Source organism: Paraburkholderia sp. DD10, assembly GCF_049177125.1.
Taxonomy (GTDB): Bacteria; Pseudomonadota; Gammaproteobacteria; order Burkholderiales; family Burkholderiaceae; genus Paraburkholderia; species Paraburkholderia terricola.
In genome coordinates this window covers 1132400-1154124 of sequence record NZ_CP185393.1, presented here as the reverse complement: position 1 = coordinate 1154124, position 21725 = coordinate 1132400, and the positions used below count along the sequence as shown (strand labels likewise).

The following is a 21725-nucleotide window of genomic DNA, read 5'->3' as shown; positions in this document are numbered from 1 at the left end:
CGATGTTGAAAACCCGCCTGAACATGCAACGTCCATGCCATCAGGGTCCCTCTTTTGATGCTGTATTACGTGCTCTTTGAAATCGTTTTGAACTCGCTTCGGAAGCGTCTTCAAGCCGCTTAACCGCGAGTCCGCCGGCCCGCTGAACCGTCAATAAACGTCGCGCATGTAGCGCTTTTCCTGCGCGAGACGGTTCACGTAGTCGAGCGCCTTCTCGTCGCTCATGCCGCCGTGCCGCGCGACCACTTGCTTGAGTGCCGCGTCGACATCCTTCGCCATGCGGCTCGCGTCGCCGCATACGTAGAAGTGCGCGCCCTCCTCGAGCCACGCCCACAGTTGCGCGCCCTGCTCGCGCATGCGGTCCTGCACGTAGATCTTTTCCGCCTGATCGCGCGAGAACGCGACATCGAGCCGGGTGAGCACGCCGCTGTCGCGCAGCGCTTCCAGTTCGTCGCGATAGTAGAAGTCGCTCGCCGCATGTTGCTCGCCGAAGAACAGCCAGTTGCGCCCCTTGTCGCCGCGTGCACGGCGCTCGTGCAGAAAGCCGCGAAACGGTGCAACGCCGGTGCCGGGGCCGACCATGATCATCGGCGTGTCGGCGTGGTGCGGAGGACGAAAATGCGCGGACTTCTGCACGAACACCGGCACGTTCACGTCGCCCGCACGGTCGGCGAGAAAAGTCGACGACACGCCTTTGCGATGACGGCGGCCATTGCTGTAGCGCACCGCGGAAACGGTCAGATGCACCTCGCCCGGATGGGCCTTCGGGCTCGACGCGATCGAGTACAGACGCGGCTGCAAACGCTTGAGCATGCCGGTCAATTCGGCGGCCGTGAGGCTCACGGGAAACTCGTGCAGCACGTCGGCGAGTTGCTGTCCCCATAGCCATTGCTTGAGGTCGGCCTTGCGCTCGGGCGTCAGCAGATCGCGCAGCGCGCCGTTGCTGCTGCGCGAGGCGATGAAGGCGAGCGCATCGGGATTCGGGCGCGCGATCTCATAGTGCTTGCCGAGCGCGTCGGCAAGACGCAGGTCGCCCGCGCCCGGCACGTGCACCGAAGCCTCCGCGCTCAGGCCGCTCAGCGCGATCAATTCGTCGACGAGTTCGGGGCAATTGCTCGGCCATACGCCGAGCGCGTCGCCCGCTTCGTATTCGAGGCCGGAGCCCTCGGTGCTCAGCGAGAAGTAGCGCGTGTCCTTCGCGGTGCCCGGCTTGTTCAGGCGCAGGTTCGTGACGAGCCGCGATGCGGCCGGGCGCGTCTTGGTCGGCACCGCGCCCGGCACCACCGCATTGATCATGCCGCCCGGCGGCACCGCATGCAGCGCGGCATCTTCTTCGTTGATGCGCACGATGATGCGTTCGAGCCACGCGTCGGCGCTCTCCTGATACTCGCTGTCGCAATCGACGCGCTCCATCAGACGCAGCGCACCCTGTTCCGCGAGACGTTCGTCGAGGCGGCGGCCGTGGCCGCAGAATTGATCGTAGTTGCGGTCGCCGAGCGCGAGCACGGCAAAGCGCACGCCGTCGAGACGCGGCGCGTTCGCGGCGCTCAATTGCGTCCACAAACTTTGCGCGTTGTCGGGCGGATCGCCGTCGCCGAACGTGCTCGTCATCAGCAGCACGTATTGCGCCTTGGCGAGCGACGCGACCGGATAGTCGGCCATGCACGAGGTGCGAATCTCGAAGCGCGATTCCATCAAACGCGTGGCGTAGCGCTCCGTGAGCGATTCGGTGTTGCCGGTTTGCGAGGCCCACAGCAGCGTCACCTTCGGACGCGCGCGCACGATGCGCACGCCCGACGAATTCGCGGCGTCCGCGTGAGCCTCGGCGCGTGCGGCGGCCGGCTTCGTGACGGCCGTCGCGCCACGGCTATAGAGTCCCGCGAGCAAGCCGTCCACATAGAGGCGGCTCGTCGCGCCGAACGGCGCGCTGCCCGGCAGAACCGGCACGTGGTCGATGCCTTGCGCTTCCGCCGAACGCAGTCCGCTGACGAAGCCCGAGAGGTAGGCGCGCTCTGTTTCGGTGAACGACGGCGCGCTCACTTGCGGCAACTGCAGCAGGCTGGTGATGGCATTGATACGGGGCATATCCAGATCCTCGGCGCGAGCCGTGACGGCGTTCGCGGGCGCGGCACTCGCGGCGCTCATGTCACCGGCAACGCTCATCGCGACGGCGGACGTTTCGGCAAGCGCCTCGTCGTCGCCGGTCGACATCGGCTCGGCGCTGTCGAGCGCCACCGGGCTCAGCGCGACCGCGCAGAACTTGAGTTCGGGCTGCTGCGAAACCGGGTCGATCGCGTCGCTCGTCACCGCGTTGATGCACAGGTCGTCGCCGAACACGTCGTTCCAGTGCATCGGCGCAAAGCAGTTGCCCGCGCTCACGCGTTCGCTGACGACCGCGGGCAACACCGCGCGGCCACGGCGCGAACGAATCTCGACCGGATCTTTCGGCTTGATGCCGAGCGCGGCCGCGTCTTCGGGATGAATCTCGACGAACGGACCGGGGTTCAGCTTGTTGAGCATCGCGACCTTGCCGGTCTTGGTCATGGTGTGCCATTGATGCTGCAAGCGGCCCGTGTTCAACACGATCGGGAATTCGCGATCGGGCAGTTCGGCGGGCGCCGCATGGGCGCGCGCGAAAAACCTGGCCTTGCCGCTCGCGGTCGGAAACACGAGCCGCGGACGGCTGCCGTCGGGCCATTGCTTCAACGGCTGGCTCACGCCGTCGTTGATATAGCGAAGCGGATTGCGCTCGGCCGCGTCGTCGGCGAGCGGCCATTGCAGCGGCGTTTCCTTCAGACGGCGATGGCTCGCGCCGCGCAAGTCGTAGCCGGTTGTCGGATTCGACGTGCGCGTGATTTCCGCGAACACTTCCTCGGCGCTCGCATAGGTGAACGCATCGGCGAAACCCATTTCGCACGCGACGCGCGCGATGATCTGCCAGTCCGGCAACGCGGCGCCCGGCGGCTCGATGCCCTTTTGCATCAGCGTGAGGTTGCGCTCGGAGTTGATCATCACGCCTTCCGCCTCGGCCCACAGCGCGCCGGGCAACAGCACGTCGGCATAGCGGTTGGTCTCGGTGTCGAGGAACGCGTCCTGCGCGATCACCAGTTCGGCGGCGCGCAAGCCGGCGATCGCGTTCTGCCGGTTCGCCACGCTCGCCACCGGATTCGTGCAGATGATCCAGCACGCCTTGATGTCGCCCGCGGCCATGCGCGTGAACATGTCGATCGTGCCGTTGCCGACTTCGGTCCTGAGCGTGCCGGGCGCGATGCCCCACAGGTTCTCGATAAACGCGCGGTCTTCGTCGACCAGCACCGAGCGCTGACCCGGCAAGCCCGGCCCCATGTAGCCCATTTCGCGGCCGCCCATCGCGTTCGGCTGGCCCGTCAGCGAAAACGGCCCGCTGCCGCGGCGGCAGATCTTGCCGGTCGCGAGATGCAGGTTGCAGATCGCGTTGGTGTGCCACGTGCCATGCGTGCTTTGATTCAGACCCATGGTCCAGCAGCTCATCCACTCGCGCGAGGCGCCGATCATCTGCGCCGCGCGGCGAATATCCTCGGCGGCGAGACCCGTGAGCTCCGCGACTATCTCCGGCGTGTAGTCGGAGAGAAACGCGGGCATCGCATCCCAGCCTTCGGTGTGTTCGGCGATGAAAGCCGCATCCGTATGGCCGTTTTCGTGCAGCAGATGCAGCAGGCCGTTGAGCAGCGCGAGATCGGTGCCCGGCTTGATCCGCAGGAACAGGTCGGCTTTCTCGGCGGTCGCATTGCGGCGCGGATCGACCACGATCAGCTTCGCGCCCGCCTTCACGCGATCCATCATGCGCAGGAACAGAATCGGGTGACAGTCGGCCATATTCGCGCCGATCACGAAGAACAGGTCGGCGTGGTCGATGTCCTCGTACGATCCCGGCGGACCGTCCGCGCCCAGCGAGAGCTTGTAGCCGCTGCCCGCGCTCGCCATGCAAAGGCGCGAATTCGACTCGATGTTGTTGGTGCGGATGAAGCCCTTGGCGAGCTTGTTGACGAGGTACTGCGCTTCGATCGACATCTGGCCGGACACGTAGAACGACAGCGCGTCCGGTCCATGCTCGTCGAGCAGGCCGCGCAAGCGCGCCGCCGTGGTGCTGATCGCCTGCGCCATCGGCAGCGGCGCGGGGTCCCGGTCGCGCGCATGACGCACGAACGCGTCTTCGAGACGCCCCGACTTGCGCAACGCGACGTGCGCCGACTGGCCCTTCGTGCACAGACGCCCGAAGTTGGCCGGATGCTCCTTGTCGCCGGAGATCTTCACGACCTGGCCGTCCTCAACGTGCAGCACCATGCCGCAGCCAACGCCGCAGTAAGGGCACACGGTTTTTACGCTAGTGGAGGACATGGCAAATGGCGTCGTTCGAAAGAAAGAGGAAACAGGAAACAGGAAATCGGCACGCTCAAACCGCGACCCACACCTGGCCGTCTTCCACCCGCGTCGCGAACGCGCTGACGGAATACTCCGGTGATTCGAGGCATTCGCCGGTGCGCAGATCGAAGTGATGCTTGTAGATCGGCGAGGCGACCACGATGCGTTCGCCGAGGCTGCCGATCAGGCCGCGCGACAGCACCGCCGCCTGCGAGCCCGGATCGAAGTTTTCGATCGCGTACACGGCGGTGTCCTCCTCATGCCTGTTCACGTGAAATACCGCCACCTGTTCGCCGTTGACGAGCGCGCAGACGCCCGTGTTCGGAACGATGTCGTCGAGGGTGCAGATCGGTGTCCAGGCGCGCGGCAGGCGGTCGTTGTTCATCGCGGAACTCCTCAGTGAATGAGCAAAATGAGTGGGGGTAAAAAATCAGACCGTCTCGACAACCACGGGAATCGACACCAGCTTCGCTTGCCGTTCGACCGGCGTGGCCGGACGAATCTGCCCGCGCTCCTCGACGAACGTCACGGTGTTGTCGGCCTGATCGCTGTTGACGAAATGGCGGAAGCGCTTGCGCGTTTCAGGATCGGTCACGGCCTTCTTCCATTCGCATTCGTAGGTCTCGACCACGTGCCGCATATCCGACTCCAGTTCCGCCGCGACGCCCAGGTGATCGTTGACCACCACGTCGATCAGATAATCGAGGCCGCCCTCGAGGCTCTCGCGCCACACGCTGGTGCGTTGCAGACGGTCGGCGGTGCGCACGTAAAACATCAGGAAGCGGTCGATGTAGCGCACCAGCGTTTCGCGATCGAGGTCCGACGCGAGCAGTTCCGCGTGGCGCGGCTTCATGCCGCCGTTGCCGCACACGTAGAGGTTCCAGCCCTTCTCGGTGGCGATCACGCCGACGTCCTTGCCCTGCGCTTCCGCGCACTCGCGGGTGCAGCCCGACACGCCGAACTTGATCTTGTGCGGCGTGCGCAGACCCTTGTAGCGGTTCTCCAGCTCGACCGCGAGGCCCACCGAATCGCCGACGCCATAACGGCACCACGTCGAGCCCACGCACGACTTCACGGTGCGCAGCGCCTTGCCGTATGCATGGCCCGATTCGAAACCGGCGGCGATCAGTTCTTCCCAGATGAACGGCAGCTGTTCGACGCGCGCGCCGAACAGATCGACCCGCTGGCCGCCGGTGATCTTCGTGTAGAGGCCGTATTTCTTCGCCACCTGGCCGACCGCGATCAGGCCGTCCGGCGTCACCTCGCCGCCCGCCATGCGCGGCACGACCGAGTAGGTGCCGTCGCGCTGGATGTTGGCGAGGTAGTAGTCGTTGGTGTCCTGCAGCGACGCGTGCTCCTTCTTCAGCACGAACTCGTTCCAGCACGACGCGAGAATGCTCGCCACCGTCGGCTTGCAGATGTCGCAGCCGAGCCCGCGGCCGTGCTTCGCGAGCAGTTCGCCGAAGCTGCGCACGCCCTCGACGCGCACGATGTGATACAGCTCCTGGCGCGAGAACGGGAAGTGCTCGCAGACGTGGTTGTTGACCGCGAGGCCCTGCTTCTTCATCTCGGCCTTCATCACCTGCGTGACGAGCGGCACGCAGCCGCCGCACGAAGTGCCGGCGCTGGTCGCGCATTTGAGCGCGCCGATGTCGGTCGCGCCCGCGCAGACGGCCGCGCACAGATCGCCCTTCGAGACGTTGTTGCACGAGCAGATCTGCGCGGCCGCGGGCAGCGCGTCGACGCCGAGTCCCGGCTTCGCCTTGCCGTCGCTTTGCGGCAGGATCAGGAATTCGGGCGCTTCCGGCAGCTCGATGCGGTTCAGCATCATCTGCAGCAGCGTGCCGTATTCGCTGGCGTCGCCGACCATCACACCGCCCAGCAGATACTTGCCGCATTCGGACACCACCAGCTTCTTGTAGACCTGCTTGCGCTCGTCGCTGAACTGGTAGGCGCGGCTGCCCGGCGTCGTGCCATGCGCGTCGCCGATGCTCGCGACGTCCACGCCCATCAGCTTGAGCTTGGTGCTCATGTCGGCGCCGGCGAATTCGGCCGGCTCGCCGAGCAACTGCTTCGCCACCGTGCGCGCCATGTCGTAACCCGGCGCGACGAGGCCGAACAGTTGACCGTTCCACAGCGCGCATTCGCCGATCGCATAGATGTGCGGGTCGCTCGTGCGGCAGGCGTTGTCGATCACGATGCCGCCGCGCGCGCCGAGCGTCAGGCCGCTGTCGCGCGCGAGGTCGTCGCGCGGACGGATGCCGGCGGAGAACACGATCATGTCCGTGTCGAGATGCGTGCCGTCGGCGAACTGCATGCGGTGCGAGCCGTTTTCGCCATCGACGATCGCCGTGGTGTTCTTCTGCGTGTGCACCGTCACGCCGAGTTCCTCGATCTTCGTGCGCAGCACGCGGCCGCCGCCTTCGTCGACCTGCACGGCCATCAGGCGCGGCGCGAATTCCACCACGTGCGTCTGCAGGCCCATGTCGCGCAACGCCTTCGCGCATTCGAGACCGAGCAGCCCGCCGCCGACCACCGTGCCCGTCTTCGAGCGCGCGCCGCATTCCTGCATCGCTTCCAGATCGTCGATGGTGCGGTAGACGAAGCAGTCGGCGCGCTCGCGGCCTTCAACCGGCGGCACGAACGGATAGGAACCGGTGGCGAACACCAGCCTGTCGTACGGCAGCGTCTCGCCGGTCGATACCGTCACGGTGCGCGCGGCGCGGTCGATCGAGACGGCCTTCGCGTTCAGCTTCAGCAGCACGTTCTGGCGCTCGAAGAAACCGGGTTCGACCAGCGACAGGTCGTCCGCGCTCTTGCCCGAGAAGAATTCGGACAGATGCACGCGGTCGTAGGCGGGACGCGGTTCCTCGCACAGCACCGTGATGTCGAGGCCGTGCGCCGCGTCCTGCGCGAGGCATTCGACCAGTTTGTGACCGACCATCCCGTGACCGATAACGATGATTTTCATGACCGCGCTTTCCTCAATGTGCTGGGCTGGGTTCGCCGCCGCGTGGCAGATGGCGAAAGTGATTCGGAAAATAAAAACGGCGTCCCGCGAACCCAGTCGATGACTGAATTCGGGGGACGCCGTTGTCCTGACCTGTACTGCGGCGAGCGCCTTGTTGTTGCGCTCGCGCCGGACCCTCGTTGGTCCGATGGCAGGGCTTAATGCAAAGGCTGTGCCAATTGCGCGGAAAGGCCGCGCGAGCGCTGTGTGACGGGACTTGGCGGCGAATCGCACAGACGTGCGGCGCAGCGGTCTGACGATTGGTTTTGAGGCAGGCAAGCACACGCTTGGTGCGACGCAGCACCCGGCACGTGCGGGAAGCGGGCATGCATGGGGGGCGCGGCGGGTGCGTAGACGGCGTGTTTTCCGGCCCTGCGGCCACGGCGCGGCAAGCGCTCGGCAAGCGCTCGGCAAGCGCTCGCCGAACAGCGCGGCAAGCCAGGCCGCGGGTGGCGTGGTATTTGCATGAGCGAATGCCGGGTCACCGGCAACGCAGCCGATGACGGAGCGAACGCGGCCCACGCGGTCGACAGGCGAGACACAGCGCAGTGCCTCGCCCCGCTCCACAGGAATACCGCAAGCAGCAGGAACACGGACAACGGCGTCCCCTCGTGACCAGTCACGGGCGGACGCCGTTTTTTATTCGACGCCGACGCGACGGCTGCCGTCGGCAAGGACAGACACACAGGCTAAGGACACCGCGATGAACACCCAACCCGGCAAGGTGACGTTATTGAGCGCCGGCCCAGGCGATCTCGACCTTCTCACCCTCAAGGCCGCGAAAGCGCTGGCGGCCGCCGACGTCGTGCTGCTCGACGACCTCGCCAATCCCGACATCGTGACGCTCGCGCCGCAAGCGCGCGTGATTCGCGTCGGCAAGCGCGGCGGCTGCCGCTCCACGCCGCAAGCGTTCATCGAACGGCTGATGCAGCGTTATGCGCTCAAGGGCTTGCACGTGGTCCGCGTGAAAGGCGGCGAGGCGCTGCTGTTCGGACGCGCCGGCGAGGAACTCGCGGCGTTGCGCGGCGCGGGCATCACGGTGGAGATCGTCAACGGCATCTCGTCGGGCTTCGCTGCCGCGGCGGGGCTCGGCGTCTCGCTGACGCACCGGCGCCATTGCCACGGCGTGAGCTTCGTCACCGCCCACACCGAGGACCACGGCGAGCCGGACTGGGCCGCGCTCGCCGCGACCCGCACCACGCTGGCTATCTACATGGGAATGCGGCGCATCGAGAGCCTCGCCGGCGCGCTGCTCGCGAGCCTGCCGGCCGACACGCCGGCCGCCGTCGTGCAGTGGGCGGGCGGGGCCGACGAGCGGCGTCTGCTCACGCGCCTCGACCGGCTGGCCGCCGACGCCGCGAGCGCGGGCTTCGGCAGTCCGGCGGTGATTCTGGTGGGGGATGCGATCGGCGAGAGCGTCGAACCCAGGGCGCAGGACGCCGACGCGTCGCGCGATGGCGTCACCGCCGCGGATGCGGGCGAGTCGCGTGGGCGGGAGGCGACCGCCAGGGCCGCCTGAAGCGGGACGAACCCCGCCAGGCGCACGAGCGGCACGAGGCGCACCAGCCACATGAGCCACATAGCCACATAGCCACATAGCCACATGAGGCGCACGAGCCGCATGAGCCACATGAGCCGCATGAGGCACGAGGGCCGCACGGCGCAACCATATGGCCGTCTTTCATCGCCAATGGCAATTTCTTCACCGGGCGGTGGCCGCTGCCTCGCGAAAGCCGCGTCAATGCGCGGCCCCGGCGACGCCTGAATCGGGACTTCAAATTGCTCGCTCTGTTGTTCTACACAGGGAATGCAATCCGAGGAAGCCCGATGTCGAGTCACTTAGCTTCGAGTCCCCTGGCTGCGCGGCTGCTGATCGCGGACGACGATGCGAACCTGCTGGCCGCCTACGCCCTTTTCTTCGTCGCTCATGGTTTCGACGTTCGGACCGCGGAGAACGGGCTCGACGCGCTCGCGCAGTATTGCGCGTGGCACCCGGCCGCCGCCTTGCTCGACGTGGAGATGCCGCGCCTCGACGGACGCTCGGTGGCGCGGTGCATCCGCAACGTGGGCGACACGCCCGCGCCGACGCTGGTGGCCGTGACCGGCCTCGCTTGTCCCGACGACAGGAACGACTCGCTGCGCTCGGGCTTCGATCACCATTTCGTCAAGCCGACGCCGATGCCGGTCATTCTCGCCGCGCTGACGGGCACATGAGCGGCACATGACGCCGCCGGCTGATCCGGGCGCCTGCTTCGATTCCCGGTCCCCGCGCCCGATCTGTCGCCTGATCGGCTAATCGCCGAAACCGATTTCCGCTTCCACCGCCTGGCCGACCCGCAGCCACGCGCCGGCGCCGCGCGCGACGAGCGCATTGTTGCCGAACGTCACCTTGCCTCCGCGCTGCGGGTTCGCCCGGTAGACGCTCAGCGTGTCGGTCGGCTCGTTCGGCCAATCGGGATCGGGCGCGCCCTTCGCCTGGTCGATGGTCGGCATCGGGCAGCGCGCGCACAGCTTGACCAGTTGCAATTGCACATCCTGCCCCTGCTGCCCTTCGAGATTTTCGATGCTCAGGCTTTCGATGTAATCCTCCTCGTACGCCTCCAGTCCGGTCAGCACGATGTTGGGACGGAACCGGCTCATCGGAATCGACGGCGCGCCCTTGCTGTTCAGACGCGCGTTCAGATCGTCGAGCGAAGCCTGACCGATCACCAGCAGCGGAAAGCCGTCGGCGAAATGCGTGGTCGCGCCGCCGGTGCTGCCGGTGTACTCGGGATCGACGGTGCGTTCGCGCTCGGGATCGAAGCGCAACAGCCGCGCCGGCAAGCCGAGAAAGTTCGAGAACCACGCGGCGCTCGCGGCGCCTGTGTCGAGTCCGTAGGCCGCGTCGCGCCACACCACGGTTTGCACTTTTTGCGGCGCGTGCAGCTGCGCGGCGTCGAGCGGCGTGCGCAGTTCGCTCATGCCGGGCGCGCGGATCACCAGTTCCCGTTCGCCGAACTCCACCTTGATCAGCGCCATGCGCGGATACGCGCGCTGCGTGAGCATTGCGCCGCTCGCGTCGACCACCATCCAGCCGCGGTCGTATTCGAGGCCGGTGGCGTGAAGGCGCGCTTCATTCAACGCAATGCCCGCGCAGGATTTGATCGGATAGACGAAAAGCTCGCTGATGGTCGGCATGATGTGGGGGGCGTGCGGGACACGCGATTTTTTTGTCGAGGCTCGATTGTAAAGTGCCTACGCGCTTTGTCGCAGCGTCTCGCGGAGGTGTATGGACGGGGCCGCCCGCATTCGAGTCGAAGCGAATGTGACGCCGCTTGCGCTTCGATCGTGCCTCGATCCTGCCGCGCCTGTGCCACATTCGTGCCTCGTCGTGCGGCGCTTGCGCTGCATTCGCGCCGCGCTTGCGCTGCCCATGTGCTGCGAACGTGCTCTTCGTGCCATGCTTGCGCCGCATTCGTGCCGCGCTTATGCCGTGCTTGCGCTGCCCTTGTGCCGCGAACGTGCCATCTTCGCGCCGCGCCTGTGCCGCCCCCGTGCCGCTAACGCGCCATCTTCGCGCCGCGCTTGCGCCACGTTAGCGCCGCTCACTCCCACCCTTCCAGCCGCAACGTCGCGCGCACGAGCCGCTGTTCTTCCTGCTCGATTTCACGCAGATTCGCGCACACGCTCTTGATGTGATCGGCCGCGGCCCGGCGCGCCTGTTCCGGCAGCTTGCCGGTCACGGCGTTATAGAGCCGCGCGTGCTGCCGGTCGATCACGCGCTTGTGCGGCTCGCGATGATAGAGATTGTTCACCGATGCGAACACCGAACTCAGCAGCAAGTCGGTCAGCGAACTCAAGGTATGCACCAGCACCGGGTTGTGCGAGGCCTCGCAGATCGCGAGATGAAACGCGTGATCGAGCCGCGCGTGCGTGGAGGCGCTCGTCTCCTTGCCGTGCGCCGCCAGCATTTCCTCATAGCGGCGCGTGATCAGCACGAAGTCGGCGGGCGTGCCGCGCAGCGCCGCGAGCCGCGCGGACTCCGCCTCGAGCATGCCGCGCACCTCGAACAGATCGTAGAGCGTGCGCGGCTGCGAGCCGAGCAGATGCATCATCGGCGTGAGCGCGGGCTGCGCGGTGAGACTCGCGACGAACGAACCCCTGCCGTGCGAAGTCTCGATGATGCCGCGCGCCCGCAGCAGCTTGAGCCCCTCGCGCAGCGCCGTGCGCGAGACGCCGAGCTTGTCGGTCAAGCGCCGTTCGGAGGGCAGCGCCTGCCCGGTTTTCAGCACGCCGTCGACGATCAGGCGTTCGATGCGCTCGGCCACCACGTCCGCCACTTGCCTTGCGCTCTCAAGATCCGCTGTCTGCATGGCTCAATCTCACTGGTACGACCAATTTCAAATGCTAGCACGCGATGTGTGCATATCCTCTCGAAAGCGCCTCAATTCAGGCACTTTAAGGAGAAATGCCCGCCAAACGCTCAATCAAAAACTGGTACGACCACTTCGCCGCCCCATCGACACAGGCCGGCATAGCCGCAACAATCCCGCCGGAGACACGTTCGCGCGCCGTTGCCCACGGGCATTCCGCCAGCTTGAAGCGCCGCGCCAGGAGACCCCCACATGAGCTATCACTACGACGAGCGCGTCGACGGCCCGCTCGCGACGCACGACAAAGCCACCGTCGTCGCGCGGCTGCACGCGCTGATTCCCGGCATGGAACTGCTGCACGAGCAGGAAGACCTGCGGCCATTCGAATGCGACGGCCTCGCCGCCTATCGCGCGACGCCGATGCTGGTCGCGTTGCCCGACAAGGTGGAACACGTCGAGGCGCTGCTGAAATTCGCCAGCGAGCATGAGATTCCGGTGGTCGCGCGCGGCGCCGGCACCGGCTTGTCGGGCGGCGCATTGCCGCTGGACAAAGGCATTCTGCTGGTGATGGCGCGCTTTAACCGCATTCTCGAAGTCGATCCCGACGCATGCGTGGCCCGCGTGCAACCCGGCGTGCGCAATCTCGCGATCTCGCAGGCCGCCGCGCCTCATGGTCTCTACTACGCGCCGGACCCGTCGTCGCAGATCGCCTGTTCGATCGGCGGCAATGTCGCGGAGAACGCGGGCGGCGTGCACTGCCTGAAATACGGGCTGACGGTGAACAACATCCTCAAGCTGGAGATTCTCACCATCGACGGCGAGCGCATCACGCTCGGCTCCGAAGCGCTCGACGCCCCCGGCTTCGACTACCTCGCGCTCTTCACCGGCTCGGAAGGCATGCTCGGCATCGTCACCGAAGTGACCGTGAAGCTGCTCACCAGGCCGCAAAGCGCGAAAGTGCTGCTCGCGAGTTTCGACGACGTGGAAAAGGCCGGCGCGGCGGTCGCGCGGATCATCGGCGCGGGCGTGATTCCGGGCGGCCTCGAAATGATGGACAACCTCGCGATCCGCGCGGCGGAAGATTTCATCCACGCGGGCTATCCCGTGGATGCCGAAGCGATCCTGCTGTGCGAAGTCGACGGCGTGGAAAGCGACGTGCAGGAAGACGTGGCATGCGTGGAAGCGCTGCTGCGCGCGGCGGGCGCGACGGATATCCGCGTCGCCAAAGACGAAGCCGAGCGCCAGCGTTTCTGGGCCGGCCGCAAGAATGCGTTCCCCGCCGTGGGCCGCATCTCGCCCGACTACTACTGCATGGACGGCACGATCCCGCGCCGCGAATTGCCGCGCGTGCTCAAGGGCATCGAGGATCTGTCGACGCAACACGGTCTGCGCGTCGCCAACGTGTTCCATGCCGGCGACGGCAACATGCATCCGCTGATCCTGTTCGATGCGAACGCGCCCGGCGAAACCGAACGCGCCGAAGCGCTCGGCGCCAGGATCCTCGAACTGTGCGTGGCGGTGGGCGGCAGCATCACCGGCGAGCATGGCGTGGGCCGCGAAAAAATCAACCAGATGTGCGCGCAGTTCAACAGCGACGAACTGTCGTTCTTCCACGCGCTGAAAGCCGCGTTCGACCCGAGCGGCCTGCTGAACCCCGGCAAGAACGTACCGACGCTGCACCGCTGCGCCGAATTCGGCTCGATGCATGTCCATCACGGCGCACTGCCCTTTCCCGAACTGGAGCGTTTCTGATGCTGATCGAAGCAGTCTCGATGGACGATAGCGAACGGCTCGTCGCCGAAGTCGCGCAAGCGTTCGAACGCGGCACGCCGCTGGCGATCCGCGGCGGCAACAGCAAGGCGTTGCTCGGCCGGCCCGTCGAAGGCATGCCGATCGACACGCGCTCGCATCGCGGCGTGGTCGGCTACGACCCGACCGAACTCGTCATCACCGCGCGCGCCGGCACGCCGCTCGCGGAGCTGAACGCCGCGCTCGACGCCGCCGGCCAGATGCTGCCGTGCGAGCCGCCCGCGTTCGGCGCAGCCACCGTCGGCGGGATGGTGGCCGCGGGTCTTGCCGGGCCGCGCCGTCCGTGGTCGGGCTCGGTGCGCGATTTCGTGCTGGGCTGCCGCGTGATCACCGGTCACGCGAAGCATCTGCGCTTCGGCGGCGAAGTCATGAAGAACGTGGCGGGCTATGACGTGTCGCGGCTGCTGGCCGGCAGCTTCGGCTGTCTAGGCCTCATCACCGAAGTCTCGCTGAAGGTGCTGCCGAAACCGCGCGCATCCGGCAGCCTCACGCTCGATCTCGACGCGGGCGAAGCGCTGCGCGAACTGTCGGCATGGCGCCGCGCGGCGTTGCCGGTGAGCGGCGCATGTCACGTCGACGGCCGCTTGCAAGTGCGGCTCGAAGGCGGTGCGGGGTCGGTGGCGTCGGCAAGAGATCGCATCGGCGGCGACGAACTCGACCCACGCTTCTGGGACGCATTGCGCGAGCACCGTCTGGGTTTTTTCGACGATCCGCGTGCGCTGTGGCGCCTCTCATTGCCGAACGCCTCGCCGCTCGTGCCGCTGCCGGGCGACACATTGCTCGATTGGGCCGGCGCGCAACGCTGGCTGAAAAGCGATGCGCCGGCCGCAACGATCCGCCAGATCGCGCATGCCGCCGGCGGTCATGCCACCTGCTTCACACCCCATGCGCACGCCGAACCGTTCACGCCGCTGCCCGCGGCGCTGCTGCGTTTTCATCGGCAACTCAAACAGCAACTCGACCCGCGCGGCCTGTTCAATCCGGGCCGTCTGTATGCCGGCCTGTGACCATGCGCGCCGCTCGATGAGCGCGGCTCTGTGAATACCGAAGGCGAACCCACACCATGCAAACCAATCTCAGCGACGCCGCCCAAACCCTGGCGCGCGCGGACGAAGCCGAACAGATTCTGCGCTCCTGCGTGCATTGCGGCTTCTGCAACGCGACCTGCCCGACCTATCAGCTACTCGGCAACGAACTCGACGGCCCGCGCGGACGCATCTATCTGATCAAACAGATGCTCGAAGGCGAGCCGGTCACGCGCAAAACGCAGTTGCACCTCGACCGCTGCCTGACTTGCCGCAACTGCGAAACCACCTGTCCGTCGGGCGTCACGTATCACGCGCTGCTCGATATCGGCCGCGCGGAACTGGAACGGCGGATTCGCCGGCCCGCGTCCGAACGCCTGCTGCGCGAGGGTTTGCGCCGCGTGATCCCGCATCCGGCGGTGTTCGACGCGCTGCTCAGGACCGGCCGCACGCTGCGGCCATTTCTTCCCGCTGCGCTTGGACGTAAAATCCCCAGGCGTGGCGCGCGGGCCAAGACGAGGCCCGCGCCGCGGCATCCGCGCAACATGCTGATGCTGGAAGGCTGCGTGCAACCCGCGCTGTCGCCGAACACCAACGCGGCCGCCGCCCGCGTGCTCGACCGGCTCGGCATCGGCATCGTGAATGCCGGGCGGGCCGGCTGCTGCGGGGCGACCGATTATCATCTGAATGCGCAAGAGGCCGGGCTTGCGCGGGCGCGGCGCAATATCGACGCGTGGTGGCCCGCCATCGAAGCCGGCGCCGAGGCGATCGTGCAAACCGCGAGCGGCTGCGGCGCGTTCGTCAAGGAATACGGGAAGCTGCTGCGCGACGACCCGCGCTATGCGTCAAAAGCGCAGCGGGTCAGCGAACTGGCGCGGGACCTCGTCGAGATCCTGGCTGAGGAACCGCTCGAGCGCTTGCAGGCGGAACCGTCGCAGGCGACGCTGCAAGCGGCGTTGCCGGCAACGCCGCCTGGGCACGCGCAGCGGAAGATCGCGTTTCACTGCCCCTGCACGTTGCAGCATGCGCAAAAGCTGGGCGGCGCGGTGGAGTCGGTCCTGCAACGGCTCGGCTTCGATCTCGCCGCGGTGCCCGACGCGCACCTGTGCTGCGGTTCGGCGGGCACGTATTCGATCACCCAGCCCGAGCTGGCCGAGCGCTTGCGCGACAACCGGCTCGACGCGCTGGAAAGCGGCCGGCCGGCGCTGATCGTCACGGCCAACATCGGCTGCCAGGCGCATCTGGACGGCGCCGGGCGCACGCCGGTGCGTCATTGGATAGAACTTGTAGAAGCCTCCTTACCTTAAACGAAACAGGACATCGATCATGCTGAGCAAACCCGTGTTGACCGTCGCCGAAACGACCCAGATCCTCGAAGCCGCGCGCGCGGAAGCCGAGAAGAACAAGTGGGCCGTCGCGATCGTGGTGGTCGACGACGGCGGCCACCCGCTCGGAATGCTGCGTCTGGACGGCAGCGCGCCGTCCAGTTCGTACATCGCGACGGAAAAGGCCCGTACTTCGGCGATCGGCCGCCGCGAAACCAAGGTATACGAAGACATGATCAACAACGGCCGCACCGCATTCCTGAGCGCGCCGCTGCAAGGCACGCTGGAAGGCGGCGTGCCGGTGATCGTCGAGGGCCAGGTGGTCGGCGCGGTCGGCGTGTCGGGCGTGAAGTCGGACCAGGACGCGCAGATCGCCCGCGCGGGCATTGCGGCGATCGCCGCCTAAGTCGCGGCAAGCGGAAGAACGCAGCACAACGCGGGCCGATGCCCCCACATCGGCCCCATTCATTCAGATAGATGGAGCAGTCGATGACTCAGATGAACCCGCGCGGCGGACTGCAAGTCGCCGCCAACCTCGACCAGTTCGTCGAAACCGAAGCCCTGCCCGGCACCGGAATCGACAGCGCCGCGTTCTGGTCCGGCTTCGACGCCCTCGTGCACGAGCTGGCGCCCAAAAACCGCGCGCTGCTCGCCGAGCGCGACCGTCTGCAAACCGAACTGGACAACTGGCATCGCGCCAATCCGGGCCCGGTGCGCGATCCGCGCGCCTTTCGCGCGTTTCTCGAAGGCATCGGCTACATCGTGCCGGCGCCAGCCGCCGTCAAGGCCACGACCGACCACGTGGACACCGAAATCGCCGAGCAGGCCGGCCCGCAACTGGTCGTGCCGCTGTCGAATCAGCGCTATGCGCTGAACGCGGCGAACGCGCGCTGGGGCAGCCTGTACGACGCGCTGTACGGCACCGACGCGATTCCCGAGAGCAACGGCGCCGACCGGCGGAAGACCTTCAACCCGGTGCGCGGGGCGGCGGTGATCGCGTATGCGCGCAAGTTTCTCGATCAGGCCGCGCCGCTCGCGAACGGCTCGCACGCGGACGCGACGGCTTATAAGGTGGAAGGCGGCAAGCTGCTCGTCACGCTAAAGAGCGGCGCGAGCGAACTCAAGACGCCCGCGCAGTTCATCGGCTATCAGGGCGAAGCGGGCGCGCCGTCGGCGGTGCTGCTCAAGCACAACGGCCTGCACCTCGAAATCCAGATCGACGCGAACGATCCGATCGGCAAGACCGACGCGGCTCACGTGAAGGACGTGGTGGTCGAGGCGGCGGTGAGCACGATCATCGACTGCGAGGACTCGGTGGCCGCCGTCGACGCCGACGACAAGGTCCAGCTCTATCGCAACTGGCTCGGCCTGATGAACGGCGATCTGACCGAACAGGTCACGAAGGGCGGCAAGACCTTCACGCGCCGTCTGAATGCCGATCGCGACTACACCGGCGCGGACGGCAAGACGCCGGTGAAGCTGCACGGCCGCTCGCTGCTTTTCATCCGCAACGTCGGCCATTTGATGACCAACCCGGCGGTGCTGACTCAAGACGGCCACGAGATTCCCGAAGGCATTCTCGACGCGGTGATCACCTCGCTCTGCGCGCTGCACGACCGCAAGCACAAGCTGAATTCGCGCACCGGCTCGATCTATATCGTGAAGCCGAAAATGCACGGCCCGGCCGAAGTCGCGTTCGCGAGCGAACTGTTCGCGCGCGTCGAAGTCTTGCTGAAGCTGCCGCGCAACACGATCAAGATGGGCATCATGGACGAGGAGCGCCGCACCAGCGTCAACCTGCTCGCCTGCATCGGCGAGGCGTCCGAGCGCGTCGCGTTCATCAACACGGGCTTTCTCGACCGCACCGGCGACGAGATGCACACGGCGATGGAAGCCGGCCCGATGATGCGCAAGGGCGACATGAAGTCGAGCACGTGGATTGCCGCCTACGAGCGCAGCAACGTGCTGGTCGGTCTGAGCGCGGGCCTGCGCGGCCGCTCGCAGATCGGCAAGGGCATGTGGGCGATGCCCGATCTGATGCACGCGATGCTCGAACAGAAGATCGCGCATCCGAAGGCCGGCGCGAATACCGCCTGGGTGCCCTCGCCCACCGCCGCGACGCTGCACGCGCTGCACTATCACCAGATCGACGTGCAAGCGGTTCAGCAGGAACTGGAGCGCACCGACTTTGCGAAGGTGCGTGACGAACTGCTCGACGGCCTCTTGACGATTCCGGTCGTCGAATCGGCGCAGTGGAGCGCGGACGAGATTCGCAGCGAAATCGACAACAACGTGCAGGGCATTCTCGGCTACGTGGTGCGCTGGATCGACCAGGGCGTGGGCTGCTCGAAGGTGCCCGACATTCATAACGTCGGCCTGATGGAAGACCGCGCGACGCTGCGCATTTCCAGCCAGCACATCGCCAACTGGCTGCGTCACGGCGTGGTGACGCGCGAGCTGGTCGAAGAGACGTTCAAGCGCATGGCGAAGGTGGTGGACGAGCAGAACGCGGGCGACCCGTTCTACAAGCCGATGGCGCCGGGCTTCGACACGGTGGCGTTCAAGGCCGCGCAGGCGCTGGTGTTCGAAGGGCGCGAGCAGCCGAGCGGCTACACCGAACCGCTGCTGCACAAGTTCCGGCTTGAAATGAAGCAAGGCTGAGGGAGATACGCCGAGGCTCGAATACGCTTTGAGCGCGGCAGAAAAAAAGGACGGGCGCCGCGTGATGCGGCGCCCGTTTTAATGTGCGCGGTGCTGCTGCGCGTTGCTTCTGCGTGATGCGTTGCGGGCTCGGCCCTAAAGGACGGCGTTATGGACGTTAGGGACGTTAGGGACGGCCCTTGAACTTTAAGCCGCTTCAGCCGTGTATTGCGCCGGCATGTTGGCCTGCATGAACGTTTGCAGATACGCCTCGAATTCCGCCTTCACTTCCGGATGGCGCAGCGCGAATTCCACTGTCGCCTTCAAATAGCCGAGCTTGCTGCCGCAATCGAAGCGCGTGCCGAAGTAGCGATACGCGAGCACCTGCTCTTCGGTCAGCAGCGACTGCACCGCGTCGGTCAATTGCAGTTCGCCGCCCGCGCCGGGCTTGATCGAGCGAATATGCTTGAAGATGGTCGGCATCAGCACATAGCGGCCGACCACGCCGAGATTCGACGGCGCCTTGTCCGGGGCCGGCTTTTCGACGATGCCCGACAGCTTGATCACGTTGTCTTCCCACTCGCGGCCGTCCACCACGCCATACGAGCGGCTGTCTTCACGGTCGATGGTTTCGACGCCGATCACCGAGCTGTGATAGTGATTGAAGGTGTCCACCAGTTGGCTCATCACCGGCTTCGAGCTATGCAGCAAGTCGTCGGCGAGGATCACGGCGAACGGGCTGTCGCCCACCAGTTTCTCGGCGCACAGCACCGCATGGCCCAGACCGAGCGCCTCGGCCTGGCGCACGTAAAAGCAGTCGACGTTGGCCGGTTTGATGCTGCGCACGAGGTCGAGCAGCTTCTGCTTGTTGCGCGCTTCGAGCTCGGCCTCGATTTCATACGATTTATCGAAGTGGTCTTCGATGGCGCGCTTGCTGCGGCCCGTCACGAAGATCATTTCGGTGATGCCGGCGGCGATCGCTTCCTCGACCGCGTATTGAATCAGCGGCTTGTCGACGATCGGCAGCATTTCCTTGGGACTTGCTTTGGTAGCCGGCAGGAATCGCGTCCCGAGGCCCGCTACGGGAAACACGGCTTTGGTGACTTTCAGCATGGTAGGCATTCCCACATCGGTTAGAGATTAGTGTGTTCGCGGACCTTTCGGCCAATCGATGTCGTCGAAAAGACTAACAAAAAAATTAACTCAGTTCACGCGTGAATTTTTCCATCCGGAATATTTAATTCAATTCGCTTTCGCTATATCGCATCGTGACAAGGAACAGGAAACAATTACGTGACGAAAGCGAATTGTTTTCGGAAATGCCGAAAATTTTACGTATCCGGCCAAACGGAGTTGCGGTGGACGGTACGCGCCCCGACGAACGGAGGTCGCGGGCGCGTCATTGCTTTGCCGCGGCTTGCCGCGCGTGTTATTCGGCGCGTTATTCGTTCTCGTCGATCTGCGGGAGCTTGCCCGAATTCATCCGGAAACGGCGGATCGGCTCATTGCGCAGCGCCTCCCGGTAAGCGGAGGCGGCGACGAGGATCAGCAGCACGGCGATGCCGGCGAGTAGATGCAGGTTCATGACTTCACCTCTGGTCAGTAGAATCCCCAAGTCAAAAATTAACACGACAAAAGCGGTAAATAATTCGCTGCCGCATTTGATAAGACTTAATTACAATTCGTCACAAAATTGCGCGCTTATGGCATTCGTCATGCGATTCGTCATGTCATTTTTTATCCGATTTTTTGCCCGCCTCGTTGCACTAGGATGTCATGCATCGCGGGCGCGCATGCGCCCGGGAATCAGCTTTTCCCTTCTCCAGAATAAGGACCGCGCATGAGCGACTCAGCACTGGATGCCGCCGGCTCATCCCTGCCCCTTTCCCCCGCCCGCTCCGGCGCCGCGCCGCGCGCGCAGAGCGAGGCGCGCGCCGACAGCGCCGGCAAGGAGCATGTCATCGACGCGCTGCGGGGCTTCGCCGCGCTGCTGGTCGCCTATTTCCATTGCCGGCAGATCGAATGGGTCGGCATGCAGGCGTTTCATCAAAGCGCCGGTCATTCATTCAATCTGAATGCGATTGCCGCGTATTTGACCTTCCCGATTGCATGGGGCTCGGCGGGCGTGCCGATTTTCTTCGTCATCAGCGGATACTGCATTCATCGCAGCGCGGCGCTGCGGCTCGCGAAAAATCCCGCTTACCGGCTCGATACCGGCAATTTCTGGGTGCGCCGCTTCGCGCGTATCTATCCGGTGCTGCTGGCGGCGCTCGTGCTGACCTTCGCGCTCGACTGGTTCAGCCTGCAACTGCCGCCCGTCAGCCACAAGATCCGCGAGATCGGCCTGCAGGCTTTCCTCGTCAATCTGTTTTCGCTGCAAGGCGTGGCCGGCAAGACGTTCGGCTCGAACGGCGCGCTCTGGACGCTCTCGCTCGAAGTGCAGTTCTATGCAGTGTATCCGCTGCTGTTCGCGCTGCGCCGGCGCATCGGCATGACCTCCGTGCTGGCGATCGTCGCGGTGGTCAACGTGGCGTCCGCCTATCTGCTGGAGCGTAACGACCTGCAGTTTTTCACGTCGTACTGGTTTTCGTGGACGCTCGGCGCGTGGATCGCGGACGCCAAGGCCCGCACCGCGCCGCAGGCGCGCTCGTCGATCTGGCTCTACGTGCTGGCCGCGGGGTTCATCGCGCTCGGCTGCGCGGCGTTCCGTTTCGGCCAGTACGGCGCCTTCCAGTTGTGGGCGATCGGCTTCGCGTTCTATCTGTACAAGGCGCTGGAACGCCGCAACGCCGACACGCCGGGTCTGCGTGTGTTGTCGCGCTTCGGCGACTTCAGCTTCTCGCTGTATCTGATCCATCTGCCGATCTTCGTGCTGCTGTCGTCGCTGCTGTTCCGCTCGTCGCTGCAGATGTCGATCTGGCCGTCGTTCGGCTACATGCTGGTGGCCGTGCCGGTCGCCTATGTGTTCTACCGGCTGGTCGAACTGCCGGCCATGAAGTGGTCCGCCAGTTTCAAACCGAAAGCCGCGCTGAAACTAGGTTGAAACGCAGGTTTCAAATCCAGGCTTCAAATCCAGGCTTGAAATCCACGCGATAAAAAAACGGAGCGAAGTCCCTGGGACTTTCGCTCCGTTGCGCTAACGGCGGGGACTGGCCAAGTCCCT

Annotated in this window: 16 protein-coding genes; 9 read left to right on the top strand and 7 right to left on the bottom strand. The window is 65.6% G+C overall.

Annotated elements, in window-relative coordinates; translation table 11 throughout:
• Positions 1-150 precede the first annotated feature (150 nt).
• Genes ACOCG7_RS20580 through nirB form a run of 3 tightly spaced genes read right to left on the bottom strand, consistent with a single transcriptional unit; the run spans position 151 to position 7372 of the window.
• The gene (locus ACOCG7_RS20580; RefSeq protein WP_347143828.1) at positions 151-4377 is read right to left on the bottom strand and encodes a bifunctional nitrate reductase/sulfite reductase flavoprotein subunit alpha; all 4227 of its coding nucleotides are present in this window, start codon (positions 4375-4377) and stop codon (positions 151-153) included.
• A 55-nt stretch (positions 4378-4432) separates the two neighbouring features.
• A complete protein-coding gene (nirD, locus tag ACOCG7_RS20575) occupies positions 4433-4786 on the bottom strand; it encodes a nitrite reductase small subunit NirD (RefSeq protein WP_073432585.1) in 354 nt (117 codons plus the stop codon).
• 45 nt (positions 4787-4831) lie between these two features.
• A complete protein-coding gene (gene nirB, locus ACOCG7_RS20570; protein ID WP_421379761.1) occupies positions 4832-7372 on the bottom strand; it encodes a nitrite reductase large subunit NirB in 2541 nt (846 codons plus the stop codon).
• Between nirB and ACOCG7_RS20565 the strand changes: the two genes are divergently transcribed.
• From ACOCG7_RS20565 to ACOCG7_RS20555, 3 genes are all read left to right on the top strand, one after another.
• Positions 7349-7573: a hypothetical protein gene (locus ACOCG7_RS20565; RefSeq protein WP_143326606.1), complete on the top strand. Its 225-nt coding sequence runs from the start codon at positions 7349-7351 to the stop codon at positions 7571-7573. The genes nirB and ACOCG7_RS20565 overlap by 24 nt on opposite strands.
• A gap of 541 nt (positions 7574-8114) precedes the next feature.
• On the top strand, positions 8115-8930 hold the full coding sequence (gene cobA, locus ACOCG7_RS20560; RefSeq protein ID WP_347143479.1) for a uroporphyrinogen-III C-methyltransferase: 816 nt from the start codon (positions 8115-8117) through the stop codon (positions 8928-8930).
• Between the two features lie 308 nt (positions 8931-9238).
• Complete coding sequence (locus ACOCG7_RS20555; protein WP_073426621.1) at positions 9239-9625, top strand: response regulator; 387 nt, start codon at positions 9239-9241, stop codon at positions 9623-9625.
• A gap of 78 nt (positions 9626-9703) precedes the next feature.
• On the opposite strand, the gene ACOCG7_RS20550 is transcribed toward ACOCG7_RS20555, so the two are convergent.
• Both ACOCG7_RS20550 and glcC read right to left on the bottom strand, forming a co-directional pair.
• A complete protein-coding gene (locus tag ACOCG7_RS20550; RefSeq protein WP_347143478.1) occupies positions 9704-10588 on the bottom strand; it encodes an MOSC domain-containing protein in 885 nt (294 codons plus the stop codon).
• A 407-nt stretch (positions 10589-10995) separates the two neighbouring features.
• Positions 10996-11763 (bottom strand): transcriptional regulator GlcC, encoded by a 768-nt coding sequence (gene glcC, locus ACOCG7_RS20545; protein WP_073426624.1) that lies wholly within the window; start codon positions 11761-11763, stop codon positions 10996-10998.
• 252 nt (positions 11764-12015) lie between these two features.
• Between glcC and glcD the strand changes: the two genes are divergently transcribed.
• From glcD to ACOCG7_RS20520, 5 genes are all read left to right on the top strand, one after another.
• The gene (gene glcD / locus ACOCG7_RS20540; protein ID WP_347143477.1) at positions 12016-13515 is read left to right on the top strand and encodes a glycolate oxidase subunit GlcD; all 1500 of its coding nucleotides are present in this window, start codon (positions 12016-12018) and stop codon (positions 13513-13515) included.
• A complete protein-coding gene (glcE, locus tag ACOCG7_RS20535; RefSeq protein WP_347143476.1) occupies positions 13515-14579 on the top strand; it encodes a glycolate oxidase subunit GlcE in 1065 nt (354 codons plus the stop codon). The genes glcD and glcE overlap by 1 nt, the downstream gene beginning before the upstream one ends.
• Positions 14580-14635: 56 nt before the next feature.
• Entirely contained in the window at positions 14636-15904 is a 1269-nt protein-coding gene (glcF, locus tag ACOCG7_RS20530) for a glycolate oxidase subunit GlcF (protein ID WP_347143475.1), read from the top strand.
• 19 nt (positions 15905-15923) lie between these two features.
• Positions 15924-16328, top strand: a complete 405-nt coding sequence (locus tag ACOCG7_RS20525; protein WP_073426628.1) for a heme-binding protein — start codon at positions 15924-15926, stop codon at positions 16326-16328.
• An 83-nt stretch (positions 16329-16411) separates the two neighbouring features.
• Positions 16412-18583: a malate synthase G gene (locus tag ACOCG7_RS20520; protein ID WP_347143474.1), complete on the top strand. Its 2172-nt coding sequence runs from the start codon at positions 16412-16414 to the stop codon at positions 18581-18583.
• 186 nt (positions 18584-18769) lie between these two features.
• Here ACOCG7_RS20520 and galU read toward each other — a convergent pair whose 3' ends face one another.
• A complete protein-coding gene (galU, locus tag ACOCG7_RS20515) occupies positions 18770-19675 on the bottom strand; it encodes a UTP--glucose-1-phosphate uridylyltransferase GalU (RefSeq protein ID WP_073426630.1) in 906 nt (301 codons plus the stop codon).
• A 328-nt stretch (positions 19676-20003) separates the two neighbouring features.
• A complete protein-coding gene (locus ACOCG7_RS20510) occupies positions 20004-20147 on the bottom strand; it encodes a hypothetical protein (RefSeq protein WP_167363261.1) in 144 nt (47 codons plus the stop codon).
• A 255-nt stretch (positions 20148-20402) separates the two neighbouring features.
• On the opposite strand from ACOCG7_RS20510, the gene ACOCG7_RS20505 reads away from it, so the two are divergent.
• On the top strand, positions 20403-21605 hold the full coding sequence (locus tag ACOCG7_RS20505) for an acyltransferase family protein (protein ID WP_421379750.1): 1203 nt from the start codon (positions 20403-20405) through the stop codon (positions 21603-21605).
• Positions 21606-21725 lie beyond the last annotated feature (120 nt).